Here is a 24,823-nt window from a genome sequence, read left to right on the forward strand (position 1 = left end):
ATTCTATCATTCTCTCACTCTCTAATTCAAAATTATAATAAATATGAAGTTACAAGATTTACTGTACGGAGTAGCGATTAAAAGCTTAGTTGGACAACCAGATATAGAGGTTGCTGATTTGGCTTTAGATTCGCGTGCGGTAAAAAATGGAACAATGTTTTTTGCAATTAAAGGTACCGCGGTTGATGGACATCAGTTTATTGCGCAAACTGCAAAAGCTGGAGCTGCGGCAATTATTTGTGAAGAAATGCCTGCAGAATTTACTGATCTTGTTACCTATGTACAGGTAGAAAATTCTTCAGTTGCTTTAGGTCAGGTGGCCAGTAATTTTTACGGTAATCCGTCTACAAAACTTAAACTGATTGGCATTACAGGTACGAATGGCAAAACCACAATTGCTACTTTGCTCTTTCAGCTTTTTAGAGAGTTGGGTTATAATGTTGGATTAATCTCAACTGTTCAAAACCATATTAACGATAATATTATTCCATCAACACACACCACGCCAAACCCAATTGCATTAAATGCATTGTTAAACGATATGGTTAAGGCCAAATGTGAATATTGCTTTATGGAAGTGAGCTCACACGCGGTTGTACAACACCGTATTGAGGGTTTAAATTTTGTGGGCGGTATTTTCTCAAATATTACTCACGATCATTTAGATTTTCATAAAACCTTCGATAGTTATCTAAAAGCTAAAAAAACATTTTTTGATCAATTGCCAAAATCAACTTTTGCCTTAACTAACGCTGATGATAAAAATGGAATGGTGATGTTGCAAAATACCAAAGCCAGCAAAAAATCTTACGCCTTAAAACAAATGGCAGATTTTAAAGCAAAGGTAGTTGAAAACAAATTTAGCGGTTTGCATTTGGATATTGATGAGACCGAGGTTTTCTTTAAAATGGTAGGCTCTTTTAATGCTTATAATTTATTAGCAGCCTATGGAACAGCTATTTTATTAGATCAAGATAAGTTAACTGTACTAACCATTTTAAGTACACTCGCAGGTGCCGAAGGTAGATTTGATTATACCGTTGCCAAAAGTGGCGTAATCGGGATTGTGGATTATGCACACACACCAGATGCAGTTCAGAACGTGTTAAGCACTATTGCCAACATCAGAAAAGGAACCGAGCAAGTTATTACTGTTTTAGGTTGTGGTGGCGATAGAGATAAAACTAAACGCCCGATTATGGCACAAGTAGCCTGCGATTGGAGCGATAAAGTGATTTTAACATCTGATAACCCACGTACCGAAAATCCTCAAGAAATTATTGCGGAAATGGAAAAAGGCGTTTCTCCAACCAATCAGCGAAAAACATTAAGCATAGCTGATAGAAGGGAAGCAATAAAAACAGCATGTCACCTAGCAAACCCAGGAGATATCATTCTGGTTGCTGGAAAAGGGCATGAAAAATACCAGGAAATTAATGGTGTTAAACATCATTTTGATGATAAAGAAGTATTAACCGAACAACTAAACCAAATCAACTAATGTTATATTTATTATTCGAATATCTGCATAAGCACTATGATTTTCCTGGATTGGGTTTGTTCCAATACTTAACTTTTAGAGCGTCATTATCTATTGTGCTTTCCCTAATTATTACTACCGTTTATGGTCGTAGAATTATCGATTATTTGCACCGTAAACAAGTAGGTGAAACGGTTAGAAACTTAGGTTTAGAAGGTCAAATGCAAAAACAAGGTACGCCAACAATGGGTGGTATCATGATTTTATTAGGTATTCTTATTCCTACTTTGTTGTTTGCAAATCTGACTAACGTATATGTAATTTTAATGATCATTACCACATTGTGGATGGGAGCTGTTGGATTTTTAGATGATTACATCAAAGTTTTTAGAAAAAATAAAGAAGGTTTAGCTGGCAGATTTAAAGTTGTTGGTCAAATTGGTTTGGCTACAATTGTAGGTTTAACCATGTTTTATCACCCAAATATTGTAGTTAGACAAACTGTTGATGAAACTGCAGTTACTAAACATGCTGCGCCAATGGTTTTGAGACAAAAGGGCCAAAGTTTTTATTACACCCAAGATGTAAAATCAACCAAAACGAATGTTCCTTTTTATAAAAATAACGAGTTTGATTACGCTAAAGTTGTGAAATTTTTGGGTGATGGATATGAAAAATATGCCTTAGTAGTTTTCATGTTTTTTGTAATCTCTATAGTTACAGCAGTTTCAAATGGCGCAAATTTAACAGATGGGATTGATGGTTTGGCCACAGGAACATCGGCCATAATTGGCATTACACTCGGTATTTTGGCTTATGTTTCGGGTAATACCGTAATTGCCGACTACCTCAATATCATGTACATTCCAAACTCTGGCGAACTCATTATTTTTGCTGGTGCATTTGTGGGGGCCTGTGTTGGTTTCTTATGGTACAATTCTTATCCAGCTCAAATTTTTATGGGCGATACAGGGAGTTTAACCATCGGAGGTATCATCGCCGTTTTTGCAATTATGATTCGCAAAGAATTGTTAATTCCAATCTTATGTGGTGTTTTCTTGGTAGAAGTTTTATCGGTAACACTACAGGTTAGTTATTTTAAATACACTAAAAAGCGTTTTGGTGAAGGAAGAAGAATTTTCCTGATGTCGCCTTTACATCATCATTACCAGAAAAAAGGATACCACGAAGCTAAAATCGTTACGCGTTTTTGGATCATCGGAATTATGTTGGCCATTATCACTTTTGTAACCTTAAAACTACGCTAATGGAAACTAAAAGGATAGTAATTCTGGGGGCGGGAGAAAGTGGAGTTGGAGCGGCAATGTTGGCGCAAAAGCAGGGTTATGATGTTTTTGTTTCAGATTTTGGTGGTATTGCCGATCGTTATAAGACTGTATTACAAGAATTAAATGTCTCATTTGAAGAGAAACAACATACCGAAGCATTGATTTTAAATGCAACGGAGGTGATTAAAAGTCCGGGTATACCAAATACTGCTCCAATTGTAAAAGCATTGGTTAAAAGTAATATTCCTGTAGTCTCAGAAATTGAGTTTGCAAAGCGATATACAAAAGCAAAAACGGTTTGTATCACAGGTTCTAATGGCAAGTCTACAACATCACTGTTAACTTATCATATCCTAAAAAATGCTGGATTAAATGTCGGTTTAGCGGGTAACATCGGTCAGAGTTTTGCAGCGCAAGTAGCAACAGCAGATTTCGATTGGTATGTTTTGGAGATATCGAGTTTTATGCTCGATGATATGTTTGAATTTAAAGCAGATATCGCCGTGCTTTTAAATATTACGCCAGATCACTTAGATCGCTATGATTATAAATTAGAAAATTATGCTGCATCAAAAATGCGGATCGTTCAAAATCAGACCGAAAATGATGTTTTCATTTACTGTGCAGATGATGAGGAAACACAAAAAGCATTAAAATTTACCAAAACACTAGCTAAACAATATCAATTTTCTATCCATAAAAAGATTGAAGCTGGAGCTTATTTAGCAGATGAAAATATACAAATCAACACACATCCTAAAGACCTATTTACCATGTCAATTTCAGAGTTAGCTTTACAAGGAAAACACAATATCTATAACTCTATGGCTTCGGGCATAGTTGCAAAGGTATTAGAGTTACGTAACAATACCATCCGCGAAAGCATGGGGAACTTTAAGAATATCGAACACAGATTAGAGTTTGTGGCAAAGATTTCTGATGTAACCTACATTAACGACTCAAAGGCAACCAATGTAAATTCTACATGGTATGCATTAGAAAGCGTAGGTACTGATGTGGTTTTAATTATGGGTGGGGTAGATAAAGGTAATGATTACGCTATGCTTAAAGATTTGGTGCGTAGCAAAGTGAGAGCTATTGTGTGTTTAGGTAAAGACAATAAGCGCATTCACGAAGCTTTTGAAGATGATGTTGAAATTATTGTAAACACTTTTTCGGCAAATGAAGCTGTTCAAGTTGCTTATCATTTAGCTAAAAAGGGCAACACCGTATTGCTATCACCTGCTTGTGCTAGTTTCGATTTGTTTAAAAATTATGAAGATAGAGGTAATCAATTTAAAGCGGCAGTTAAAGAATTATAAGCTATGTACAGCGCAAATACACATTTGGGAGAACGCAATAGCGAAGAAGGTGGTGTTTTAAACCGACAATTATCTTGGGTGCAAAAAACCTTAGAACGTACCAAAGGAGACCGATGGATCTGGCTAATTATCATCATGCTATCTATGATTTCTATTATGGCGGTTTATAGTGCAACAGGTGCTATTGCCTACAAAAAAGGTGTTGCAGTAGAAAAGTATTTGCTATTTAAACACATCATTTTTGTTTTAATGGGCATTGGCATGATTTACATTGCTCACTTGTTAGATTATAAATATTATGCCGGAATTTCTAAAGTATTGATGATTGTAACGATACCTCTGCTATTTTACACACTTATTTTTGGTAGTCAAATTAATGGTGCATCTCGTTGGGTACAAGTGCCAGTTATTGGTTTAACTTTTCAAACCTCCGATTTAGCAAAACTTGCTTTAATTACTTTTTTAGCAAGAATGTTAACTAAGAAGCAGGAAAATATAAAAGATGTAAAAAATTCATTTATCCCAATTATGGGTTCTGTTTGTGTGGTATTTGTGTTAATTGCATTGGCTAATTTATCAACAGCTTTAATGTTGTTTGGGGTTAGTATTTTGTTGTTAATTATTGGGCGTATTAGTATTAAGCAAATTGCATTTGTTTGTGCTGGTGGTATAGTATTGCTCATGTTTGTGGTATTTTTGGGGCCTAGAAGAGAAACATACAAGTCTCGTATCAACTCATTCTTGCATCCAGAAATGCAATCATCAGATAAAACATTTCAGTCAGACCACTCGAAAATTGCTTTGGCAACTGGCGGATTATTTGGCAAAGGACCCGGTAATAGCACAGAGCGAAACTTCTTACCGCATCCATATTCTGATTTTATTTTTGCCATTATTATCGAAGAATATGGAACTGTTGGAGGTTTGGGCATAGTTGTGCTTTACATGGTTTTGCTATACCGATGTGTGCGGATAGTCGTCCGAAGTCCGAAGGCTTTTGGTGCTTTGCTCGCCGCCGGACTAAGCTTTAGCTTAACTATACAAGCTTTTGCAAACATGGCTGTGGCGGTAGGCTTAGGTCCAGTAACAGGTGTGCCGTTGCCTTTAGTAAGTATGGGCGGCACATCAATGATATTTACCAGTATTGCATTTGGTATTATTTTAAGTGTAAGCCGAGATGTAGAAGAACATAGCACCAAAAAAGAAGAAAAGGTTGTAGTAGGTACAATACCAGCAATGGGGTAGGATAAAGTCGTCTTTGCGAGGAAGTATGACGAAGCAATCTATCCAGTAAGTAAATAAATAAGAAAGACTGCTTCGTTTCTCGCAATGACGCGGCTTTCTAAAATAAAAATTAGAATTAAACATGAATAATTTCCCAAAAATTATCATATCTGGAGGTGGCACAGGCGGGCATATATTCCCCGCCGTTGCCATTGCCAATGCGCTCAAAAACATTTCGCCTAATTGCGAGATCCTTTTTGTTGGTGCTATTGGTCGTATGGAGATGGAAAAAGTTCCGGCAGCTGGATATAAAATTGTGGGTTTAAATATAAGTGGAATACAAAGAGGGTCTATTTTAAAAAATTTAGGCTTGCCTTTTAAGGTAATCTCAAGTGTTCGCACAGCGATGAAATTGATAGAAGATTTTAAACCAAATGCAGTAGTTGGTGTTGGCGGTTATGCCTCTGGTCCGTTATTGTATGCGGCTAAGTTAAAAGGTATTCCATATCTCATACAAGAGCAAAACTCTTATGCAGGTATAACAAATAAGATGTTGGGTGGTGGCGCTGCTAAAATATGTGTGGCTTTTGATGATATGGAAGCTTTTTTTCCAGCCGAAAAAATACTGAAAACTGGAAATCCAGTAAGGGCTAATATTGTTGACATAAAAGGAAAACATCACGCAGGTGCGGAGTTATTAAAATTAGATCCTTTAAAGAAAACAATTTTAGTTACTGGCGGTAGTTTAGGTGCAGGTACCTTAAATAAAAGTATTGAAAAACACTTGGCAGAAATCATCGCACAAGATGTGCAAGTGATCTGGCAGACTGGTAAATTCTATTACAATGGCGTTTTGGAACGTGTTGGTTTAAACTATCACCCAAACATCATTATTCTAGAGTTTTTAAATAAAATGGATTTAGCTTATGCAGCAGCAGATTTAATTATCTCTAGAGCAGGAGCAGGTACAATTGCAGAGCTTTGTATCATTAAAAAACCAGTGATTTTGGTGCCTTCGCCAAATGTTGCAGAAGATCATCAGACTAAAAATGCAATGGCATTGGTGAAAAATGATGCGGCGATATTAATTAATGATCGCTCTGCAGAAGATACATTGGTTGAAGAGGCTTTAAAACTTTTAAGTAACCAAAAACGATGCGAAATTTTAAGCGAAAATATTAGCAAAATGGCTTATCAAGATGCAGATGTGGTAATTGCCGAAGAAGTGTTGAAATTGGTAAATAAGATATGAGACATTAGATATGAGATATGAGTTTGGGCATTACGTCTCACATCTCATATCTCACATCTCCAATCTAAATAAAATGGAATTAAGTAAAATAAAAAGAGTTTATTTCGTGGGTATCGGTGGTATCGGTATGAGTGCTATTGCTCGTTATTTTGCAAAACGTGGTGTGGTAGTTTGTGGTTACGATAAAACCAGAACTAACTTAACCATTCAATTAGAAGATGAGGGAATTTTGGTTTCTTATCTTGATGAAGAAGCGGCTATTCCGGTAAGTTTTCAGCACAATGATGAAGATATGCTTATCGTTTACACGCCTGCAATCCCTAAAAACTCAGTCATACTTAATCACTTTTTAAACGGAGGTTTCTCCTTAAAAAAACGTTCAGAGGTTTTAGGCATCATTAGTGAAGGTATGTTTTGTGTTGCTGTTGCAGGTACGCATGGTAAAACTACAACTTCATCTATGATTGCTCATATTTTAACCGATACAGGTTTTGGATGCACAGCATTTTTAGGTGGTATTACCAGTAATTACAATAGTAATGTGCTATTTGGTAAAAATAATGTGGTTGTTGTAGAAGCTGATGAATATGATCGCTCATTTTTAACACTTCATCCAGATATTGCAGTAATTACTTCAATGGATGCTGATCATTTAGATATTTACGGCGATGAAAGTCATTTGCATGAGTCGTTTAATTTATTTGCCGATCAATTAAAAGCTGAAGGGAAATTGTTTGTAAAAGAAGGTTTACCAATGCATGGAATTACTTATGCGGCAAATGATAACGCTGCTTTAAGAGCAAGTAATATTTACGTAGAAAATGGAAACTTTGTTTTCGATTTTAGTGATGGTTACACAAGCATAAAAGATTTAAACTTGGCGATGCCAGGCAAACATAATGTAGAAAATGCTGTTGCTGCAATTGGTGTAGCATTAAGTTTGGGCATTCATCCAAAAAGTATTAAAAAAGCAATAGCATCTTTTAAAGGCGTAAAACGAAGATTTGAAAAACATGTAAACAACGCTGAGCATATTTATATTGATGATTATGCACATCACCCAGAAGAGTTAAAAGCTTGTTTTGATGCGGTTAGACAATTGCATCCTGATAAGAAATTGACCGTAATTTTTCAGCCACACTTATTTACCAGAACTAGAGATTTTGCAGATGAATTTGCAAAAGTTTTAAGCACAGCTGATGATGTAATCTTACTAGAAATTTATCCAGCTAGAGAATTGCCAATTGAAGGGATTAATTCGCAGTTTTTGCTGGATAAAATGACTTTAGCTAAAAAAGAAATATGTGGAAAAGATTTGGTTGTTGACTATATCAAAAGCAAAAAACCTGAACTACTTTTGACAGTTGGTGCCGGAGATATTGATACTTTAATAGAACCATTAAAAACAACATTAAATAATGCTTAAAAGAATAAACTGGAAAGCTATTTTTAAAGGTTTTGCTTGGCTTATTAGCTTGGCAGGAATGGTGGTGTTAATGAGTTTTATCAGTATTAAAAAACATGAAGTAAAATGTACTAAGGTTGAGATTTTAATTCCAGGTGCTGATAATTTTATTGAAAGAGAAGAAATTGATGCCATTTTAAAGGCTAATGAAGGAGAATTAGTTGGAAGAAATTTAGAAGCTATTAATATTCATGAAATTGAAAAGACGATTAAAGCTAACCCATACATCGCCTATGTAAAAGTTTTTAACGAGATGAATGGAGTTATTCATATAGAAATTAAGCAACGCCAGCCAGTTTTAAGAATAATTAATGCTGGCGGTCAAGATTATTATATTGATAGTGAAGGATTAAAAATGCCTATGTCGCCAAACTTTACTGCCAATGTTTTGGTTGCTACTGGTAATATATTAGAAGGTTTTAGCGGTAGGGTTGATACTTTATTAACCCCGTTGGCAAAAGACCTTTATAAAACAGCATTATTCTCTAAAAGAGATACTTTATGGGATGCGCAGTTTGAGCAGATTTTTGTAAATGAAAAGAGCGATATAGAATTAATTCCGAGAGTGGGTAACCAGCGAATCATTTTAGGAAATGCAGATTCATTAGCTACAAAAATGAACAACTTATTAGTATTTTATAAACAAGCAATGCCAAAAGTAGGATGGAACGCCTACAAGACAATTAATTTGAAATATTACAATCAGATAGTTGCCGAAAGATATGATTCACTTGCTGTAAAAGAAGCAATTGCAGCAGCCATTGTTGATAGTACTACAATTAAAAGAAAAGCTACTGATTCGGTAATTAGAGATGTAATTAAAGATGAAATAAAAAAAGCAGTTGCCGAAGCAGCTTCAGAGCAGCCAACGGCTAAGAAAGCTACTGTTACTGCTAAACCAGCAACAGATAAATCTGCTATTAAAACTAGTGAGACAAATGCAGCAAAAACTGTAACTGATAAAGGTAAAACTAAACCGGTTACAACAACAAAAGAAAAAACAGATACCAAGAAGAACAAATAAAAAACTCAGCAAAATAATAAAGTTATGGGCAAAGAAAAATCTACCATTCAATCTCCAATCGTAGTAGGATTAGATATTGGTACAACCAAGATTTGTGTAATTGTGGGTCGCAGAACACAACACGATAAAATTGAGGTTTTAGGAATAGGGAAAGCAGAATCGGCAGGGGTAACACGTGGGGTAGTTTCCAATATCCAAAAAACAGTACAAGGTATTGCCGCTGCTGTAGAATTGGCAAGTAGCCAATCTAACGTAGAAATCCGTGTGGTAAACGTTGGTATTGCTGGTCAGCATATTAAAAGTTTGCAACACCGCGGAATTTTAACGCGTAGAGAATTGCAAAATGAAATTAGCAAAAAAGATATCGATAAATTAGTTGATGACATGTTTAAACTAGTGATGCCTCCAGGCGAAGAGATTATTCATGTTTTGCCACAAGAATTTACCATCGATAACGAGCCGGGTATTAAAGATCCAATTGGTATGGCTGGTGTTCGTTTAGAAGCTAATTTTCATATCATATCTGGCCAAGTTACGGCTGTTAAAAATATCATGCGTTGTGTAACCAATGCTGGTTTACAAACCCAAGAATTAATTTTGGAGCCTCTAGCATCGTCTGAGTCGGTGTTAAGTGATGAAGAAAAAGAAGCTGGTGTTTGTTTAGTTGATATTGGTGGTGGTACTACAGATATCGCCATTTTTCACGAAGGCATTATTCGTCACACGGCAGTTATCCCATTTGGTGGTAATAGTGTAACCGAAGATATTAGAGAAGGTTGTTCGGTAATGCGTAACCAAGCAGAATTGTTAAAAACTCGTTTTGGTTCGGCATTGGCAGAAGAAAATAAAGAAAATGAAATTATTTGTGTACCAGGTTTGCGTGGTAGAGAGCCCAAAGAAATTTCTGTAAAAAACTTAGCTTACGTTATCCAGGCCCGTATGGAAGAGATTGTTGAGCATGTTTATTACGAGATTAAATCTTCTGGCTATGAGAAAAAATTGATAGGTGGTGTAGTAATTACTGGTGGTGGAGCGTTATTAAAGCACTTGAACCAATTGGTTGAGTACGTAACTGGCTTAGATTGCCGTGTGGGTTATCCGAATGAGCATTTATCTAAATACGAAGATATGCCTAAGACGATTTACGACGATTTAAAAAGTCCGATGTATGCAACATCAGTAGGTTTATTAATAAAAGGTATACAGAAAGCTGAAGAATTGCTAGAAGAAATGAAGCAGCCGGGTGTTTTTGTAGAGCAACCAAAAGCAGAAAAAGAGAAAAAACGTAGTGGAGGAGGTTTGTTTGATAAGTTACTTAAAAAAACATCAGAATTCATCAAGGATGATATGAATGTGAGTGATGAGGATTACATCAAGCCGTAATATTTTTCCACAATTCGGGATTTTTCCACATTATTAACAGTTGTGGAAAACGCCTGTTAAAAAAGTGTTAATATTACAAAAGGAGATGAACAGAAATTTCAATTTTTAAACAACTGATTCATAACGATATGAAGTTCGAAATGTTAAAAGATAAGTCGTCAATCATCAAAGTAATTGGTGTTGGAGGCGGTGGAGGTAATGCGGTAAACCATATGTACCGTCAAGGAATTACGGGTGTAGACTTTATTATTTGTAATACTGATGCGCAAGCATTAGAGTTTAGTCCTATTCCGAACAAGGTACAATTGGGTGCTAGCTTAACCGAAGGTATGGGTGCTGGTGCACAACCTGAGGTAGGTAAAAACTCTGCTATAGAAAATATTGACGACATTAAAGCAATGTTGGGCAGTACCACTAAAATGCTTTTTATTACCGCTGGTATGGGTGGTGGTACGGGTACTGGTGCAAGTCCTATCATTGCTAAGGCAGCTAAAGAATTAGGCATTTTAACAGTAGCTATCATTACAACTCCTTTTGCTTTTGAAGGTAAAAGACGTAAAATGCAAGCTGATGATGGAATGGAAGAGTTGAAGAAATATGTTGATTCTTACCTAGTGATTTCTAATGATAGGTTACGTGAAATTTTTGGAAACTTAACTTTAGGTTCAGCTTTTGCCCAAGCAGATGATATTTTAACAACTGCTGCCAAAGGTATTGCAGAGATTATTACTGTGCCTGGTTACATCAACGTTGATTTTAAAGATGTAAGCACTGTAATGAAAGATAGCGGTGTTTCTATCATGGGTAGTTTCTCTGCTGATGGTGAAAACAGAGCTTTAGTTGCCGTAGAAGGTGCCTTAGCTTCGCCATTATTAAAAGATAATGAAATTGAAGGTGCTAGATACATCTTATTAAATATCAGTTCTGGCTTGCGTGAAGTAACGATGGATGAAGTTTCGATCATTACAGATTACATTCAGGATAAAGCGGGTTTATCTGCAGATTTAATCTGGGGTAACTGTATCGATGAGAATTTAGGTGATAATTTATCAGTAACAATAATTGCAACGGGTTTTCAAACTACAGAGCAAAGAGCGAAAGATAAAGAAAATGTTAAAAAGATTTCTTTATTAACGCCAGAAGAAGCTCCGCTAGTTAGACCAGTTGAACCTGTAAATTCTTTTATAGAAGCTAAACCGCAACCGATTAGCAATGAGCCTGTTTTAAAAGCTCAAGAAGAGAAACAACAATCAGATTTATTTGGTGATTTATTTAATTTAAGCAGACCAGCAAAAGCTGAAGAGCCAACTAATCAAAATGCAGTTGTGCACCATTTGGTTGAAGAAGAAACGCAAACTAACGAGGCTCAAGAATCTGGCTTTGAGTTTGAAGTTAAAGTTTCTGAAACTGAATTTGTGTTTGAAACTCCTGTAGCCAATTTTGATGTTGAGGAAGAGATTATACCAACTCACGCTGCTCCTGTAAAAGAAGAAGTTGTTGGTTTAGATGATCACCAAAATGATGACTCTATTGAAGATCAGTTGAAAAAATCTAAAGAAAGAATTTTAAAACTGAAAGATTTAAGTATGAAACTGCGTACCACTAACGGTTTGCAAGAATTAGAAAATGAACCTGCTTACAAACGTAAACAAATGCAATTGCAGCAAGTTCAACATTCTTCAGAGTCGCAAGTTTCGAGGTTTACATTAAGTAATGATGAAGATGGTTCTACTGAGATTAGACCAAACAATTCATTTTTACATGATAATGTTGATTAATAAATAAAATAAAAATTTAAAGCCTTAGCAATGTGTTGTTAAGGCTTTTTTGTAAAATAACCTAAACTGGTACGCTGTTTTTTGCATGAGGGATAGCAGTGGAAATCCTTTTGGCATTTTATCCAGCGAATGCGATGGTACCAAAAGATTGCCTGCTTGCGGTAGGCAGGAAATGAATAACCCGACCCTTGCGCAGCTTGGAGCATGTCCCAAGTTCAGTCAACAGTTTGTAGTTTAAGCAGAAAGACAATATTTACACCTTGTTAAATAGCGATTTAAAGCGTAAATTTGGCGCAAAAAATAGATTACATTAAAACAATATAACATTGGATATTTTCGATAAAGTAGCAAAACGCATGGGTCCGATAGGACAACACCAGAAATGGGCTCATGGATATTTCTCTTTTCCTAAATTGGAGGGAGAGATTGCACCACACATGCATTTTAGAGGTAAAAAACTTTTAGTTTGGAGCTTAAACAATTATCTAGGTTTAGCTAATCACCCAGAGGTGAGAAAGGCTGATGAGCAAGGAGCAGCAGAATTTGGTATGGCATACCCAATGGGTGCTCGTATGATGTCTGGAAACTCTAAATATCATGAGCAATTAGAACAAGAATTAGCGGCTTTTGTAGGTAAACCGGATTCTTTCTTGCTAAACTTCGGTTACCAAGGCATGGTTTCTATTATTGATGCTTTAGTAGATAGAAATGATGTGGTGGTTTATGATGGTGAATCTCATGCTTGTATAGTTGATGGTTTACGTTTACACATGGGCAAACGTTTTGTTTATAAACATAATAATGTAGAAGATTGCCGCAAGCAGTTAGAAAGAGCAACTAAACTAGTTGAAACTACTGGTGGTGGTATTTTAGTGATTACTGAAGGTGTCTTTGGAATGTCGGGTGCCCAAGGAAAATTAAAAGAAATCATCGATTTGAAAAAGGAATTTAATTTCCGTTTGTTAATTGATGATGCACATGGTTTTGGTACAATGGGGCCAACTGGTGCAGGTACTCACGAAGCCCAAAACTGCATTGAAGGAGTTGATGTTTATTTCGCAACCTTTGCAAAATCGATGGCTGGTATTGGAGCATTTGTAGCCTCTACTGAAGAGTTAACCACTTATTTTAGGTACAATATGCGTTCTCAAACATACGCTAAAGCATTGCCTATGCCTATGGTAATTGGTTTGTTGAAGCGTTTAGAGCTTTTAAAAAATGCTCCTGAATTAAGAGAGAAGCTTTGGAAAGTAGCTACCACTTTACAGAACGGATTAAAAGAGAGGGGCTTTGATATTGGCGTTACCGATACAGTAGTTACGCCTGTTTTTCTGAAAGGTGAGTTATTAGAAGCAACTGCTTTAACAATGGATTTACGTGAAAATTATAATATTTTCTGTTCTATTGTTGTTTACCCAGTTATACCTAAAGGCATGATTGAGTTAAGGTTAATTCCTACTGCAGTACACTCGATGGAAGACGTGCAAACAACGCTTGATGCATTTAGTGAAGTGTCTGACAAACTGAAAAGTGGATACTATAAGGAAGCTAAAATCCCTGTAACATAGGTTTTTATCAAAAAACTTTAAAAAATGCCCTCACTTAACTGTAGAGGGCATTTTTTTTATAAGTGCATTTAAAGTATTGATTATTAATGTTTTAATATATTTTATTTTATATTCCCTTGTTTATAACCTACTTAAATGTGGAAAAAAACACCAATTTGACACTTTATTTTATCTTTAAAATATTTTTTTATTAAAATAATCCTCTTACTTTAGTATAAGAGTATTAATCAAAACCTTAAAAAAGAACTAAAAAGTATTTTAAAAATGAAAAAATTTGAAGAAGTTAAAGCACTTGTTGCAGCTTTAGAAGCTGATGCAGACAAATTCTACAACAAAGCTAACAGCGCAGCTGGTACACGTGTACGTAAAGGTATGCAAGATTTAAAAAATTTAGCCCAAGCAATTCGCTTAGAGGTTCAAGAAACTAAAAATAAAGCTTAATTAGCTTTCTCGTCTAACAAAAAAAAAGCGCCATTAACCAAGGCGCTTTTTTTGTTTTATCTAGTGATGATCAAATCAATTCTAGCAGTTTAATTAAATAACTTGATTGAAGTGGTTATAAATTTTTTAACTGTTTTGCAATACTATCAGTAAGTGTTGCCGAAGCTTTTACTAATGGCAACCTTACCACATCATCGCAAATACTTAAAGTCTTTAATGCCGATTTAACACCTGCCGGATTTCCTTCAGCAAACATTAACCTTGTGATTTCTAATAAGCCTAGGTGTGCTGGTAAAGCTTCCGCATAATTTCCTTTTAAACAAAGTCTAATCATATCAGACAATTGCTTTGGCAAAGCATTTCCTAAAACGGAAATTACGCCAACAGCGCCAATAGAAATCATTGGCAACGCAATAGGATCATCTCCAGAAATTAGAAGAAAATCTTCAGGTTTGTCTCTCATAATGGCATTAAACTGCTCAAAATTTCCACATGCTTCTTTTGTTGCAATGATATTTTTAAAATCATGAGCTAAACGACAGGTAGTCTCTGCACTCATATTGCTTCCAGTTCTACCAGGTACATTATACAACATAATTGGCATTGCACTTAACTCACTTAAATATTTGTAATGCTGATAAATACCTTCTTGGGTTGGTTTGCTGTAATAAGGGCTAACCGATAATACTGCACTATAATTGTTATTTTCAAAAGTTTTAATGGCATCGCCGATAACCAATGTATCATTGCCACCTATACCAGCAACCAATGGTAATCTACCATCATTAATTTCAGCAGTAAAATCCCACACCTTTTTCTTCTCATCCTTGCTTAATGTGGCTGTTTCGCCTGTTGTACCTAAGGATACAAGGTAATCTATACCTCCATCAACCAAGTGATTGATCAGTTTTTTTAATCCCTGATAATCTACTGATCCGTCTGTGTTAAAAGGCGTAACTAATGCTACACCAGTACCGTGAAATTTGTTCATTTTATATTAATTATTGATTTTTAAATGAGAGAATTTTTAATTTTGAATGATTGAATTTTGAATGAATGTTTACAAATAGCCCAACCCATTCCGTTATTCTGTCATTCCGTTATTCTCTCATTCCATTCTTCTATCATTTAATCCTTCTCTCATTCCATCCTTCTCTCATTCAATCATTTTCTCAAGCTCATCCTCACTTATCAAAGGCACATTTAATTTTGTAGCTTTTTCTAGTTTAGATGGCCCCATGTTATCACCAGCAACCAGGAAATCTAGCTTGGCTGAAATGCCACTTAAAATTTTGCCGCCATTTTCTTCAATTATTGTCTTCAATTCTTCGCGACTATGCTTTTCGAAAACGCCCGAAATTACGAATGTTTTTCCAATTAATTTGTCGCTTTGTAGCAAAATTTCTGTTTCTACCACCTCAAATTGTAATCCAGCTTGTTTTAAAAGCACAATTTGTTGCAAATGATCAGCTTTGCTAAAATACTCTTGTATGCTTTCGGCAATTCTTCCGCCAATTTCGTCAACGGCAGTGAGTTCTTCAACTGATGCACTAATTAAGTTGTCTATATTTTTTAAACCTCTTGCCAATTTTTTAGCTACGGTTTCGCCAACATATCTAATGCCTAATCCAAAAAGCACTTTTTCAAAAGGCATTTCTTTAGATTTTTCTATACCTTTCAGCATATTTTCTATTGAGCGTTCTCCAAAACGCTCAATTTGTTTTAACTCATTGGCTTTTTCGTTTAAAGTATACAGATCGCTAATGTGTTTAACCAAACCACGCTGGTAAAAAGTTTCAATCGTTTCATCACCTAGTCCATCAATATTCATCGCTTTGCGACCAATAAAATGCTGGATTTTACCTACAATTTGAGGCGGGCAACCTTCATCATTTTGGCAATAAAAAGCAACTTCACCTTCTTTTCTAATTAATTCCGTTTCACATTCTGGACAATTTGTAAGGTATACTATCGGAGCCGAGTTAGGTTTCCTTAAATTGAGATTTACTTTGATGATTTTAGGAATAATTTCACCGCCTTTTTCTACAAAAACCGTATCATTTTCATGTAAATCTAATCTTAAAATCTCATCTGCATTATGCAAAGTTGCCCGTTTAACCGTTGTGCCAGCCAATAAAACAGGTTTTAAATTAGCAACTGGAGTAACTGCACCAGTCCTGCCAACTTGGTAAGTTACTTTTTCTAAAACTGTCTGTACTTCTGCAGCTTTGTATTTATAAGAAATTGCCCATCGTGGAGATTTGGCTGTAAAACCCAATTCTTGCTGTTGTGCGTAACTATTTACTTTAATTACAATACCATCAATATCATAACTTAATTTAAAACGCTGCTCTTCCCAATAAGCTATAAATGCTAAAACATCATCAATTGAGTTTACTAATTTGCTATGTTCAGAAACATTAAAGCCCCAATTTTTAACGGTTTGTAAACTTTCCCAATGGGTTTTAAATAATTGATTTTGGCTGTTTAGCGCATAAAGAAAGCAATCTAATGGGCGCTTTTTTACTTCTTTCGAATCTTGCATTTTAACCGTTCCGCTAGCAAAATTTCTGGGGTTTGCATAAGCTACTTCACCTAGTTCTTCACGCTCTTTATTTAAGCGTTCAAAAGCAGCTCTGTGCATAAAAACTTCGCCACGTATCTCAAAAACCTGTGGAATATCATTGCCTTTTAAGTGGTGCGGAATGGTATGTATGGTTTTTATATTATTAGTAACATCATCGCCTTGTGTGCCATCGCCTCTGGTTACCGCTCTTACTAGAACACCGTTTTCATAAGTTAAACTTATCGATAAACCATCAAATTTAAGTTCGCAAACGTATTCAAAATCATCACCTATGGCTTTTCTTACACGTTCGTCAAAATCTCTTAAATCTTGCTCGTTGTAGGTGTTGCCCAATGAAAGCATTGACCATTTGTGCTTTACCGTTACGAAATTTTTGGTGATGTCGCCACCAACTTTCTGGGTAGGAGAGTTGGGGTCGGCAAACTCAGGATGTGCTTTTTCTAACTCGGCAAGCTGCTCTAGTTTTTTGTCAAACTCATAATCGGCAATGGTAGGCATTGCCAAAACATAATAGTTATAAGTATGCTGGTTTAGCTCTGCAACCAAGGCATCCATTTGTTCTTTTACCGCAAAAATAGACATGAAACAAATATAAAAATAGTATTGAGAAGTTAGAGGTGTGAGAACTTTGTTTATTGTTTTTTGAAAAGCAAGTTCAGCACTATGATTAATGTTAGTCCTGCTAAACGCTTTACTCTCCCGATGAAAATCGGGATCGTGCTCGCTAATATCAGGTTTAGATTACTCAGGTTTGTATAGCTATGAGGAGTTGCAAAGGTTGTCCGATTTAGGAGGAATCTAATGGTATGATTTTATCCCAATAGAGATTCTTCTCCGCCGCGGCGAATTTCAATGACAAATATTAAAAATTAGTATTTAATTCTGTTTCAATCTCTTTAAAAATAGTCATATAATCCTTTTCTAAAATTAATTTATACACCTCTAGCTGTTCGGTTAACAATGAGACCGTTTCTTCATCAAAAGGATCTGTCCATAAGCGCATGCAAATTCTTTGTAATGCATAACTGATATTCTCTAACTTTTGGTAACTCAATAAATACCTGCTCGATTTAAAGCTGGTTAAAAACTTAAAAAAGGGGTCTGTATTTTCTGCTCCGCTTGTAGTTAAAAATAGTTTTAGCACTTTATCATCAACGTTGTTTAAGTGATCGTAAAATGCATTGATATTTATTTTTCCATTTATCACCAATAAATGATCTAATACCAACTCTACACCGATGTGAGCTAAAAACGATGGGCGAACTGGACTGTCATTTAATATAGGTAAAAGCAACTGCTTAAGCTTAGCCATTTCGTTAATGAAAAAATCAGAAGAATGAAAGATTTGATCAACTGCTAAGTGACGTTTCCAGCCATCAAGAATTTCATTTAAATTTTTATCGGCAATAAAAAGTTCTGGCTTTTTCTGGGGATATAAGTTCAGCTCTTTCTGTGCATTTTTTACAAAATCTGGCAAAACTGTTCCAATAACCATGTTAGAGTTTAAGTTGTTGCGCTCGAAATAATAATGCGAAAGAAAATTCATTTTGTAAAGATAGTTTTTAGTTGGGAAGTTGAGAAGTCGGGAAGTTGTTGAGTTGGGAAGTTGTTGTTGCGATAAACTTTGGTGTATAGTCTTTCCGCTTTAGTCTTTGGTCTTTGAGCTTCATCTTTGGTCTTTCTGCTTTAGTCTTTCAGCTTAATCTCTTATCTTTGCCCACCTAAAATAATAGAGATGATTAATTTTGTAGAAGAATTGCGTTGGAGAGGTATGTTGCATGATATTATGCCAAATACTGAAGAAAAACTAAACGAGGGCATGACATCGGGATACATTGGTTTTGACCCTACAGCAGATTCGCTACATGTTGGTCATTTAACCCAAATCATGACTTTGATTCATTTTCAAAGGGCTGGTCATAAGCCATTTGCTTTAGTTGGCGGTGCTACTGGTATGGTAGGCGATCCATCTGGTAAATCTGATGAGCGTAACCTGCAAACGCCAGAAATGATTGAGCATAACCTACAAGGTATGAAAAAACAGCTAGCCAAATTTTTAAAATTTGAAGATGCTGGAAATGGTGCCGTTATGGTTAACAATGCCGATTGGTTTAAGGATATGAACTTATTTACATTTATTAGAGATGTAGGTAAGCATATTACTGTAAACTACATGATGGCAAAAGATAGCGTGAAAAGAAGATTGGAAGGAGATTCTGGCCTGTCATTTACTGAGTTTTGCTACCAATTGATACAAGGTTACGATTTCTATTATTTATGGAAAAATAACAACTGTTTGGTGCAAATGGGAGGTTCTGATCAATGGGGGAATATTGTTACTGGTACAGAATTAATTAGAAGAAAAGACCAAGGAACAGCCTATGCCATAACTACTCAACTGATTAAAAAAGCTGATGGAACCAAATTTGGTAAAACAGAAAGTGGTGCAATTTGGTTAGATCCCGAAAAAACTTCGCCGTATAAATATTACCAATTTTGGTTAAATGCTTCTGATGATGATGTGAAAAAGTGGATTAGAATTTTTACCTTAAAAACACAATCAGAAATTGAAACATTAGAAGTAGAGCACGATGCAGCACCACATTTACGCATTTTGCAAAAAGCATTAGCTCAAGAAATTACCATTAAAACCCATTCTGAAGAAGCTTTAGAGACAGCTATTAAAACATCTGAGTTTTTGTTTGGTAACGGCGCATTAGAATTCTTAAAAACATTAGATTCAAAAAGCGTATTAGAAATGTTTGAAGGTGTACCACAATTTAAAATATCTAAAGCAGAACTTGCCGATGGAATTGATATCGCAACGCTTTTAGCTGAAAAAACAACTGTTTTCCCATCTAAAGGGGAGGTTAAGAAAACTATTCAAGGTGGCGGATTGAGCGTAAATAAAACAAAAGTAGCCGAAATTTTAGCGAGTTATTCGACACAAGATTTAATAAATGATGAATTTATCATCGTGCAAAAAGGAAAGAAAAACTATTTCTTATTGATTGCAGAATAAATAAAAAATGTTATCCAGAGCGTAGTCTTTGGATTTTTTATTTATCGAGAAAATATAAATCCCAAGCTGAGAAGTTTGGGATTTTTTTAAAATATTTTTTTAAAATCAGACAAAATGTATATATTTGAGTATAATTGTCTGAAATGAAAAGGAAAACCGAAGATAATCTAAAAGTTGAAGAACCTATGGTAGCTTATGGCATAGCTAATTTTACACCTATGGTAGCCATGATGGGTAATCAATATGCAAACCCTTCAGATTTTGATTTGCTTAAGCTAGCACGTAAAGGGATATCAAAAAAATCTTTATTGGCCTTAGCTAAACGAATATCCTTAACCATAGAAGAAGTAGCATCTGTATTACATATTTCAGAACGTACTTTACAGCGTTACACTCCACAAACCTTAGTAAAAACAGAATATGCTGATAGAGCTATTGAATTGGCACTTTTATACGAGCGTGGCATAGAAGTTTTAGGAAGCGAAAGAGCTTTTAGTAGCTGGATTAAATCTCCCAATTATGCTTTGGGTGGCGAAATTCCATTTAATTTATTAGATACCAGAATTGGTTTTACTATGGTTTTAGATATTCTTGGTCGTATAGAGCATGGAATTTTTAGCTAATGTTGGTTTATAGAATTTCATCTCCAAAATATATTGAAGATTTAAGTGGTGCTGGCTCTAAGCAGTATGGTGCCCGATGGAATGATAAAGGTGTTGCCATGGTTTACTTTGCCGAAAGTAGAGCTATGGCTGTTATGGAAGTTTTAGTTCATTTACGTCCTGAAGACATAGATAAAGATTTTATTTTGGCCGAATTTGAAATTTCAGATGACAGTATTTTAACTATTAATATCAGCGATTTACCTGAAAGTTGGAAAGAGGAGAGTGAAGTTGAAACGTTAAAAGAAATTGGGAATAAGTTTATCAAAGAAAACAAGTTCTTAATAATGAAAGTTCCATCTGTAATTATAGAAGAAGATTATAATTTAGTTTTCAATCCAAATCACCCTCACTCAAATAAAATTAAATTGATAGAAAAACGGATTTTTAAATTTGATGTTAGATTTAAAAACTAATCACTGCACCAACAAATTGCAACCTCTAACATCTGCATTGTCAAACCTTCCTAAGACTTCAAAACTGCCATCTTCATAAACTTTGCCTAAATCTTGGGTAGCGATAAACGAACAGGAATTAAAGTTAGCCAAGTCTATTACATTAATTCCTCCGCTTTGCTTTCCTTTAACCAAACTCAAAGGATCTGAGGTGTCTCTCAATAATATTTTCATCCAAGGTGGACAGTTAAAAATACCTTGCCCATAAGAATAACCTTGCGAAAGCAATTCTGTCATTCCGTATTCGCTATGTATATTTTCTACTCTAAAACCACTACACAAAGTTTCATGTAATTCTTCGCGAACCATTTCTTTTCTTTTGCCTTTCATACCGCCGGTTTCCATTATAATCAGCTCTGGAAAATCGATTTGAAATTGCTCAACAAAATCTAATAAAGCATAGGTTACGCCAATAAGTAATGTTTTTTGTTTGGCGGCTTTTAAAGTCAACAAAGTTGAATAGAGATGAGCCAAATCGTGTAAAAAATATCCACTTTGTGGGTGTTGGCTTTGTTTTAGTAAATCATCTACCATGTAGATTAATGATGATCCTTCTCTTTCTAAATAGGATGGGAGCAAAGCTAAAATGCATAAATCATCCAGCTTGCCATAAAAAAGCTCGAAAGCTTTATTATAACTTTTTTGGTAAACACTTACATCGCTCACCAAATGTTTACTGGTAATTTGCCCCGTAGTACCCGAACTACTAAAAGTAATTTCAGGCTCGGTAGCTGAACTTAATAGTTGATGACTTTTAAAAAAACTAATGGGTAAAAACGGAATTTGAGTATAATGATCAATTCTTAAAAAATCAATTTTTAGATTATTGATGTAAGCCTGATAAATAGCACAGTTTTCAGCTTGATGTCTAAAAACAGTTAAAGCCACTTTGTTAAAAGTAGCTTCATCATTTATAGTAAAAATTTGATCAGCAGAAATGTTCACCCTGTAAAAATACGAAGAATTATGATTTTGGTGCGGGAGTTTTCTTAATTATCATTGCTTTTCTAAACTGGTAGCCACAATAACCCGAGATGCCAGCTGCTAAACCGCCTACTAAACCTGTAGCAATTAATACAATAGGCCAGTATTTTACACTAAGCATTTGTGCCATTCTGCCTGCTAAAACATTATGGTTGGGCAAACTTTTAAATAATGCAACACCAATCCATAGTAAAATGATGGCTAAAAAAGGCTGCCAGAAAGCAATTTTAACAGTTTTGCCAATAATGCCACATGTAGCAAAGCTGATGATAACAACAATCCACCATGGCAAAATAGTTTGTAAAAGAAACGCAGCGATAATGATGACGATGAATACCATATTATTTTTTTGAGATTTTGTAATGAGAAATTATTTTGCCCGATTGATCATCTGGAGATTGCATAAAAAACAATTGATTAAGTTTACCTTCTGCCCAAGTATCAATCATATTATCATAAAACTTGCTACCCGGATTGCCGGATTGCCCACCTGGATAAACACCATAACCTTTTACGTTTTTGCCTAACTCAATAACCATGCGCCAAGATGGACCATTAGTTTCACTCATGGCATTTACCGTACTTTTTGCTCCACCGATTGATAATTTTTTTGAGTTAAAGCCAGGTTTTCTAATCGCAAGATGTGGAATATACGTTCCTTTCACATCGCCCCAATTCCAATTTTTACCTATTGGGCCATATTTGCGCTCTAAACTATCACAAGCAAATTTAAATGATTCGTTAACTAAATCTACCAATGTTTCTGTTTCACTAGTTTTAACATTATCAAACCATTTAGCATTAGGGTCTTTTCTAATCAGCTCAATGGTTCTGTCTCTTGAGGGGTAACGCATTGGTACATCCGCTATGGTAAAATCATCATCCCAAATGTCATAACTTAATCTTTTGGTCCACAAATCAAAAATGCTGGCACCAATTTCTTTCGCTTCAAAATATTTATTCCACTTTGTGATATAGCTTAAACCTTCTTTTTGAGTAGCATTTAATTTGCTTGCATCAATTAATGGTAAAATATGTGGTAATACATCATCGGCCATAATGCTGTATGAATCGCTTTGCAACAAGCGCATGCTATCCACATTAATTTTTGTCATGGCTGCTAGTTTATCATTTATTCTTTGACCACGCTCATAAGGAGAAAACTCCCAGTTGATGTAATAAGGATAACTTAAATCGGTTGATGATTGATTAGCAGAACTCACAAAATTACGTTTAGGATTTTTAACCGTTGGGTTTTGCGAAGCAGGTATCCAACCTTGCCAATCATTACCCGAATCCGAGCCATCTAAAATAAATTTACCTTGGTTTTTCCACTTCAAAGGAAACTTACCATTTGGTGTAATGGCGATATCGTTTGCTGCACTTGCGAAAATAAAGTTTTGAGCTGGTGCCGTATAATAGGTTAAGGCTTTCCTGTAATCATCATAATTTTTACCTCGGTTGAGGTAATAAAAAGTCATCAATTCGTTCGATTGATCATGAGCAATCCACCTTAAAGCATTGCCAATAGGTACATTGTTGGCTCTACTATATTTTGCTTTTTGTAAATAAACAACTGGTCCTTGATGGGTGTAATAAACGGTATCAATTTCATCGGCCCCGCCTCTAATGTTTATTTTTTCTAAACGTTTAGTAGTTTTTTTCCAACTGTTGTTGTACCAATATTCGTTATGGGAATTATCTTTAAATTTAATCTGATAAAAATCTAAAACATCGGCAGCTACGTTGGTAACTCCCCAAGCAATATCCTTATTAAAGCCAATAATTATGCCAGGTGCACCCGGTAATGATACTCCGTAAGAATTTAAGCCAGGCGCATGTAATTGAATTTGATACCATATAGAAGGTAATGTTAAATCTAAATGCGGATCGTTTGCTAAAATCGGTGAACCCGTTTCTGTTTTCGAACCATTTACAGCCCAATTGTTACTGCCGATTCCTTCAATTTTTTGAGCAGTTTTAATATTGCCAGTCATCATTTCGGTATAACCTTTTGGCGTTGGTGGTATAGGTAAAGGCTCAAAATCCCATTTGGTACCTACCGGGATAATCGGACTTTCTTTAAAAGGATAATCAGGGAACAGATCTTTAGTGATTTCTGGGCCGTACTTTTTAAGAATGTTCGTCATGTAAAATTCATCAGAACCCATGGCTAAAACTGCCGACATTTGTTTAAGTAAAAGTGCACACTTTAGCGGTGTCCAATCTTCTGGCTTAAAATCTAATATTTTGTATTCTAGCGGTAGTTTTCCTTTTTTGAGTGAATGAATATAATCATTAATGCCAGCTGTGTAAGCTAAAATCATTTCTCTAGATTTAGGATCAGCCATCATTCCTCTTAAAGAATTTTCGGCACCATAAACCATACCCATTCTACGTTGGTAGCGGTCTACTTCAATGGCTTTATCGCCAACAACTTCAGATAATCTGCCTGCGGCAAAACGTGTTTGAAAATCCATTTGCCAGAGGCGATGTTTTGCCGTTACATAACCTTGTGCATAATACACATCATGATCGTTTTTGGCAAATACATGCGGGATCATTTTGTCATCAAAAAAGATATCAATATTATCTTTTGCACCTTTTAAAGATAGATTTTTAGAGGAAGCAACGATGTCATTTTCAGCATTTTGCCAAAAGCCCATAAACGGATTTAATAGTTTGGCAATAGGTGGGGTGTCGCCAAATTTTGTATTTAGCGCATAGGTTAATAAAATAGGTATGATAATGCAAATAAGCGCTTTTACTTTATTCATATATGTACATAATTACTTTGGTTTGGCTTGTGTTTTAAGTTTTTACTTTAAACAATTGTTGCAATTTAAGATAAAAATGAATTTATTGAGAATCAAATTAGATTTTGTAG

20 protein-coding genes are annotated in these 24,823 nt (G+C 35.3%); 14 read left to right on the forward strand and 6 right to left on the reverse strand.

The features are described 5' to 3' along the window. The first annotated feature begins 43 nt into the window (after positions 1–43). The 11 genes from FA045_RS14860 (at position 44) to FA045_RS14910 (ending at position 14,226) form a co-directional block, all read left to right on the forward strand. Positions 44–1,501: a UDP-N-acetylmuramoyl-L-alanyl-D-glutamate--2,6-diaminopimelate ligase gene (locus tag FA045_RS14860; protein WP_136877863.1), complete on the forward strand. Its 1,458-nt coding sequence runs from the start codon at positions 44–46 to the stop codon at positions 1,499–1,501. Further along, on the forward strand, positions 1,501–2,748 hold the full coding sequence (mraY, locus tag FA045_RS14865; protein ID WP_136877864.1) for a phospho-N-acetylmuramoyl-pentapeptide-transferase: 1,248 nt from the start codon (positions 1,501–1,503) through the stop codon (positions 2,746–2,748). Before FA045_RS14860 ends, mraY begins: the two co-directional genes overlap by 1 nt. Beyond that, complete coding sequence (gene murD / locus FA045_RS14870) at positions 2,748–4,091, forward strand: UDP-N-acetylmuramoyl-L-alanine--D-glutamate ligase (protein ID WP_136877865.1); 1,344 nt, start codon at positions 2,748–2,750, stop codon at positions 4,089–4,091. Before mraY ends, murD begins: the two co-directional genes overlap by 1 nt. Before the next feature lie 78 nt (positions 4,092–4,169). Next, the gene (locus FA045_RS14875) at positions 4,170–5,336 is read left to right on the forward strand and encodes an FtsW/RodA/SpoVE family cell cycle protein (RefSeq protein WP_136877893.1); all 1,167 of its coding nucleotides are present in this window, start codon (positions 4,170–4,172) and stop codon (positions 5,334–5,336) included. A gap of 121 nt (positions 5,337–5,457) precedes the next feature. Then, positions 5,458–6,567 carry an undecaprenyldiphospho-muramoylpentapeptide beta-N-acetylglucosaminyltransferase gene (murG, locus tag FA045_RS14880; protein ID WP_136877866.1) on the forward strand — a complete coding sequence of 370 codons (1,110 nt, stop codon included), beginning with the start codon at positions 5,458–5,460 and terminating at the stop codon, positions 6,565–6,567. A gap of 73 nt (positions 6,568–6,640) precedes the next feature. Beyond that, positions 6,641–7,993, forward strand: coding sequence for a UDP-N-acetylmuramate--L-alanine ligase (gene murC / locus FA045_RS14885; protein ID WP_136877867.1), 1,353 nt, complete (start codon positions 6,641–6,643; stop codon positions 7,991–7,993). After that, a complete protein-coding gene (locus FA045_RS14890) occupies positions 7,986–9,056 on the forward strand; it encodes a cell division protein FtsQ/DivIB (protein ID WP_136877868.1) in 1,071 nt (356 codons plus the stop codon). The genes murC and FA045_RS14890 overlap by 8 nt, the downstream gene beginning before the upstream one ends. 24 nt (positions 9,057–9,080) lie before the next feature. After that, positions 9,081–10,439: a cell division protein FtsA gene (gene ftsA / locus FA045_RS14895; RefSeq protein ID WP_136877869.1), complete on the forward strand. Its 1,359-nt coding sequence runs from the start codon at positions 9,081–9,083 to the stop codon at positions 10,437–10,439. Between the two features lie 128 nt (positions 10,440–10,567). After that, positions 10,568–12,217 carry a cell division protein FtsZ gene (ftsZ, locus tag FA045_RS14900; RefSeq protein WP_136877870.1) on the forward strand — a complete coding sequence of 550 codons (1,650 nt, stop codon included), beginning with the start codon at positions 10,568–10,570 and terminating at the stop codon, positions 12,215–12,217. Between the two features lie 326 nt (positions 12,218–12,543). Beyond that, on the forward strand, positions 12,544–13,785 hold the full coding sequence (locus tag FA045_RS14905; RefSeq protein ID WP_136877871.1) for an aminotransferase class I/II-fold pyridoxal phosphate-dependent enzyme: 1,242 nt from the start codon (positions 12,544–12,546) through the stop codon (positions 13,783–13,785). 264 nt (positions 13,786–14,049) lie between these two features. After that, positions 14,050–14,226 (forward strand): histone H1, encoded by a 177-nt coding sequence (locus tag FA045_RS14910; protein ID WP_131553158.1) that lies wholly within the window; start codon positions 14,050–14,052, stop codon positions 14,224–14,226. A gap of 115 nt (positions 14,227–14,341) precedes the next feature. On the opposite strand, the gene dapA is transcribed toward FA045_RS14910, so the two are convergent. From dapA to FA045_RS14925, 3 genes are all read right to left on the reverse strand, one after another. Then, complete coding sequence (gene dapA / locus FA045_RS14915) at positions 14,342–15,217, reverse strand: 4-hydroxy-tetrahydrodipicolinate synthase (RefSeq protein ID WP_136877872.1); 876 nt, start codon at positions 15,215–15,217, stop codon at positions 14,342–14,344. Between the two features lie 165 nt (positions 15,218–15,382). After that, entirely contained in the window at positions 15,383–17,395 is a 2,013-nt protein-coding gene (gene ligA, locus FA045_RS14920) for an NAD-dependent DNA ligase LigA (protein ID WP_136877873.1), read from the reverse strand. Between the two features lie 280 nt (positions 17,396–17,675). Next, positions 17,676–18,359, reverse strand: a complete 684-nt coding sequence (locus FA045_RS14925) for an ACP phosphodiesterase (RefSeq protein WP_136877874.1) — start codon at positions 18,357–18,359, stop codon at positions 17,676–17,678. Positions 18,360–18,551: 192 nt separating this feature from the next. Between FA045_RS14925 and tyrS the strand changes: the two genes are divergently transcribed. From tyrS to FA045_RS14940, 3 genes are all read left to right on the forward strand, one after another. Beyond that, positions 18,552–19,835, forward strand: coding sequence for a tyrosine--tRNA ligase (tyrS, locus tag FA045_RS14930; protein ID WP_136877894.1), 1,284 nt, complete (start codon positions 18,552–18,554; stop codon positions 19,833–19,835). A gap of 143 nt (positions 19,836–19,978) precedes the next feature. Further along, positions 19,979–20,458 (forward strand): type II RES/Xre toxin-antitoxin system antitoxin, encoded by a 480-nt coding sequence (parS, locus tag FA045_RS14935; protein WP_136877875.1) that lies wholly within the window; start codon positions 19,979–19,981, stop codon positions 20,456–20,458. Then, a complete protein-coding gene (locus FA045_RS14940) occupies positions 20,458–20,913 on the forward strand; it encodes an RES family NAD+ phosphorylase (protein WP_136877876.1) in 456 nt (151 codons plus the stop codon). The genes parS and FA045_RS14940 overlap by 1 nt, the downstream gene beginning before the upstream one ends. Here FA045_RS14940 and FA045_RS14945 read toward each other — a convergent pair whose 3' ends face one another. The 3 genes from FA045_RS14945 to FA045_RS14955 are packed head-to-tail and all read right to left on the reverse strand — an operon-like array spanning position 20,914 to position 24,713. Then, positions 20,914–21,897: a LuxE/PaaK family acyltransferase gene (locus FA045_RS14945; protein ID WP_136877877.1), complete on the reverse strand. Its 984-nt coding sequence runs from the start codon at positions 21,895–21,897 to the stop codon at positions 20,914–20,916. A 19-nt stretch (positions 21,898–21,916) separates the two neighbouring features. Further along, entirely contained in the window at positions 21,917–22,276 is a 360-nt protein-coding gene (locus FA045_RS14950; RefSeq protein ID WP_136877878.1) for a hypothetical protein, read from the reverse strand. A 1-nt stretch (position 22,277) separates the two neighbouring features. Further along, a complete protein-coding gene (locus FA045_RS14955; protein ID WP_136877879.1) occupies positions 22,278–24,713 on the reverse strand; it encodes a penicillin acylase family protein in 2,436 nt (811 codons plus the stop codon). Between the last annotated feature and the right edge of the window lie 110 nt (positions 24,714–24,823).

It is taken from the genome of Pedobacter cryotolerans (assembly GCF_005116475.1).
Classification (GTDB): domain Bacteria; phylum Bacteroidota; class Bacteroidia; order Sphingobacteriales; family Sphingobacteriaceae; genus Pedobacter; species Pedobacter cryotolerans.

Bases quoted from the DNA above. Each gene is read 5' to 3' on its own strand.
- FA045_RS14860 (WP_136877863.1), top strand. From the start codon at position 44: ATGAAGTTACAAGATTTACTGTACGGAGTAGCGATTAAAAGCTTAGTT.
- mraY (WP_136877864.1), top strand. From the start codon at position 1,501: ATGTTATATTTATTATTCGAATATCTGCATAAGCACTATGATTTTCCT.
- murD (WP_136877865.1), top strand. From the start codon at position 2,748: ATGGAAACTAAAAGGATAGTAATTCTGGGGGCGGGAGAAAGTGGAGTT.
- murG (WP_136877866.1), top strand. From the start codon at position 5,458: ATGAATAATTTCCCAAAAATTATCATATCTGGAGGTGGCACAGGCGGG.
- murC (WP_136877867.1), top strand. From the start codon at position 6,641: ATGGAATTAAGTAAAATAAAAAGAGTTTATTTCGTGGGTATCGGTGGT.
- FA045_RS14890 (WP_136877868.1), top strand. From the start codon at position 7,986: ATGCTTAAAAGAATAAACTGGAAAGCTATTTTTAAAGGTTTTGCTTGG.
- ftsA (WP_136877869.1), top strand. From the start codon at position 9,081: ATGGGCAAAGAAAAATCTACCATTCAATCTCCAATCGTAGTAGGATTA.
- ftsZ (WP_136877870.1), top strand. From the start codon at position 10,568: ATGAAGTTCGAAATGTTAAAAGATAAGTCGTCAATCATCAAAGTAATT.
- FA045_RS14910 (WP_131553158.1), top strand. From the start codon at position 14,050: ATGAAAAAATTTGAAGAAGTTAAAGCACTTGTTGCAGCTTTAGAAGCT.
- dapA (WP_136877872.1), bottom strand. From the start codon at position 15,217: ATGAACAAATTTCACGGTACTGGTGTAGCATTAGTTACGCCTTTTAAC.
- ligA (WP_136877873.1), bottom strand. From the start codon at position 17,395: ATGTCTATTTTTGCGGTAAAAGAACAAATGGATGCCTTGGTTGCAGAG.
- FA045_RS14925 (WP_136877874.1), bottom strand. From the start codon at position 18,359: ATGAATTTTCTTTCGCATTATTATTTCGAGCGCAACAACTTAAACTCT.
- parS (WP_136877875.1), top strand. From the start codon at position 19,979: ATGAAAAGGAAAACCGAAGATAATCTAAAAGTTGAAGAACCTATGGTA.
- FA045_RS14940 (WP_136877876.1), top strand. From the start codon at position 20,458: ATGTTGGTTTATAGAATTTCATCTCCAAAATATATTGAAGATTTAAGT.
- FA045_RS14950 (WP_136877878.1), bottom strand. From the start codon at position 22,276: ATGGTATTCATCGTCATCATTATCGCTGCGTTTCTTTTACAAACTATT.
- FA045_RS14955 (WP_136877879.1), bottom strand. From the start codon at position 24,713: ATGAATAAAGTAAAAGCGCTTATTTGCATTATCATACCTATTTTATTA.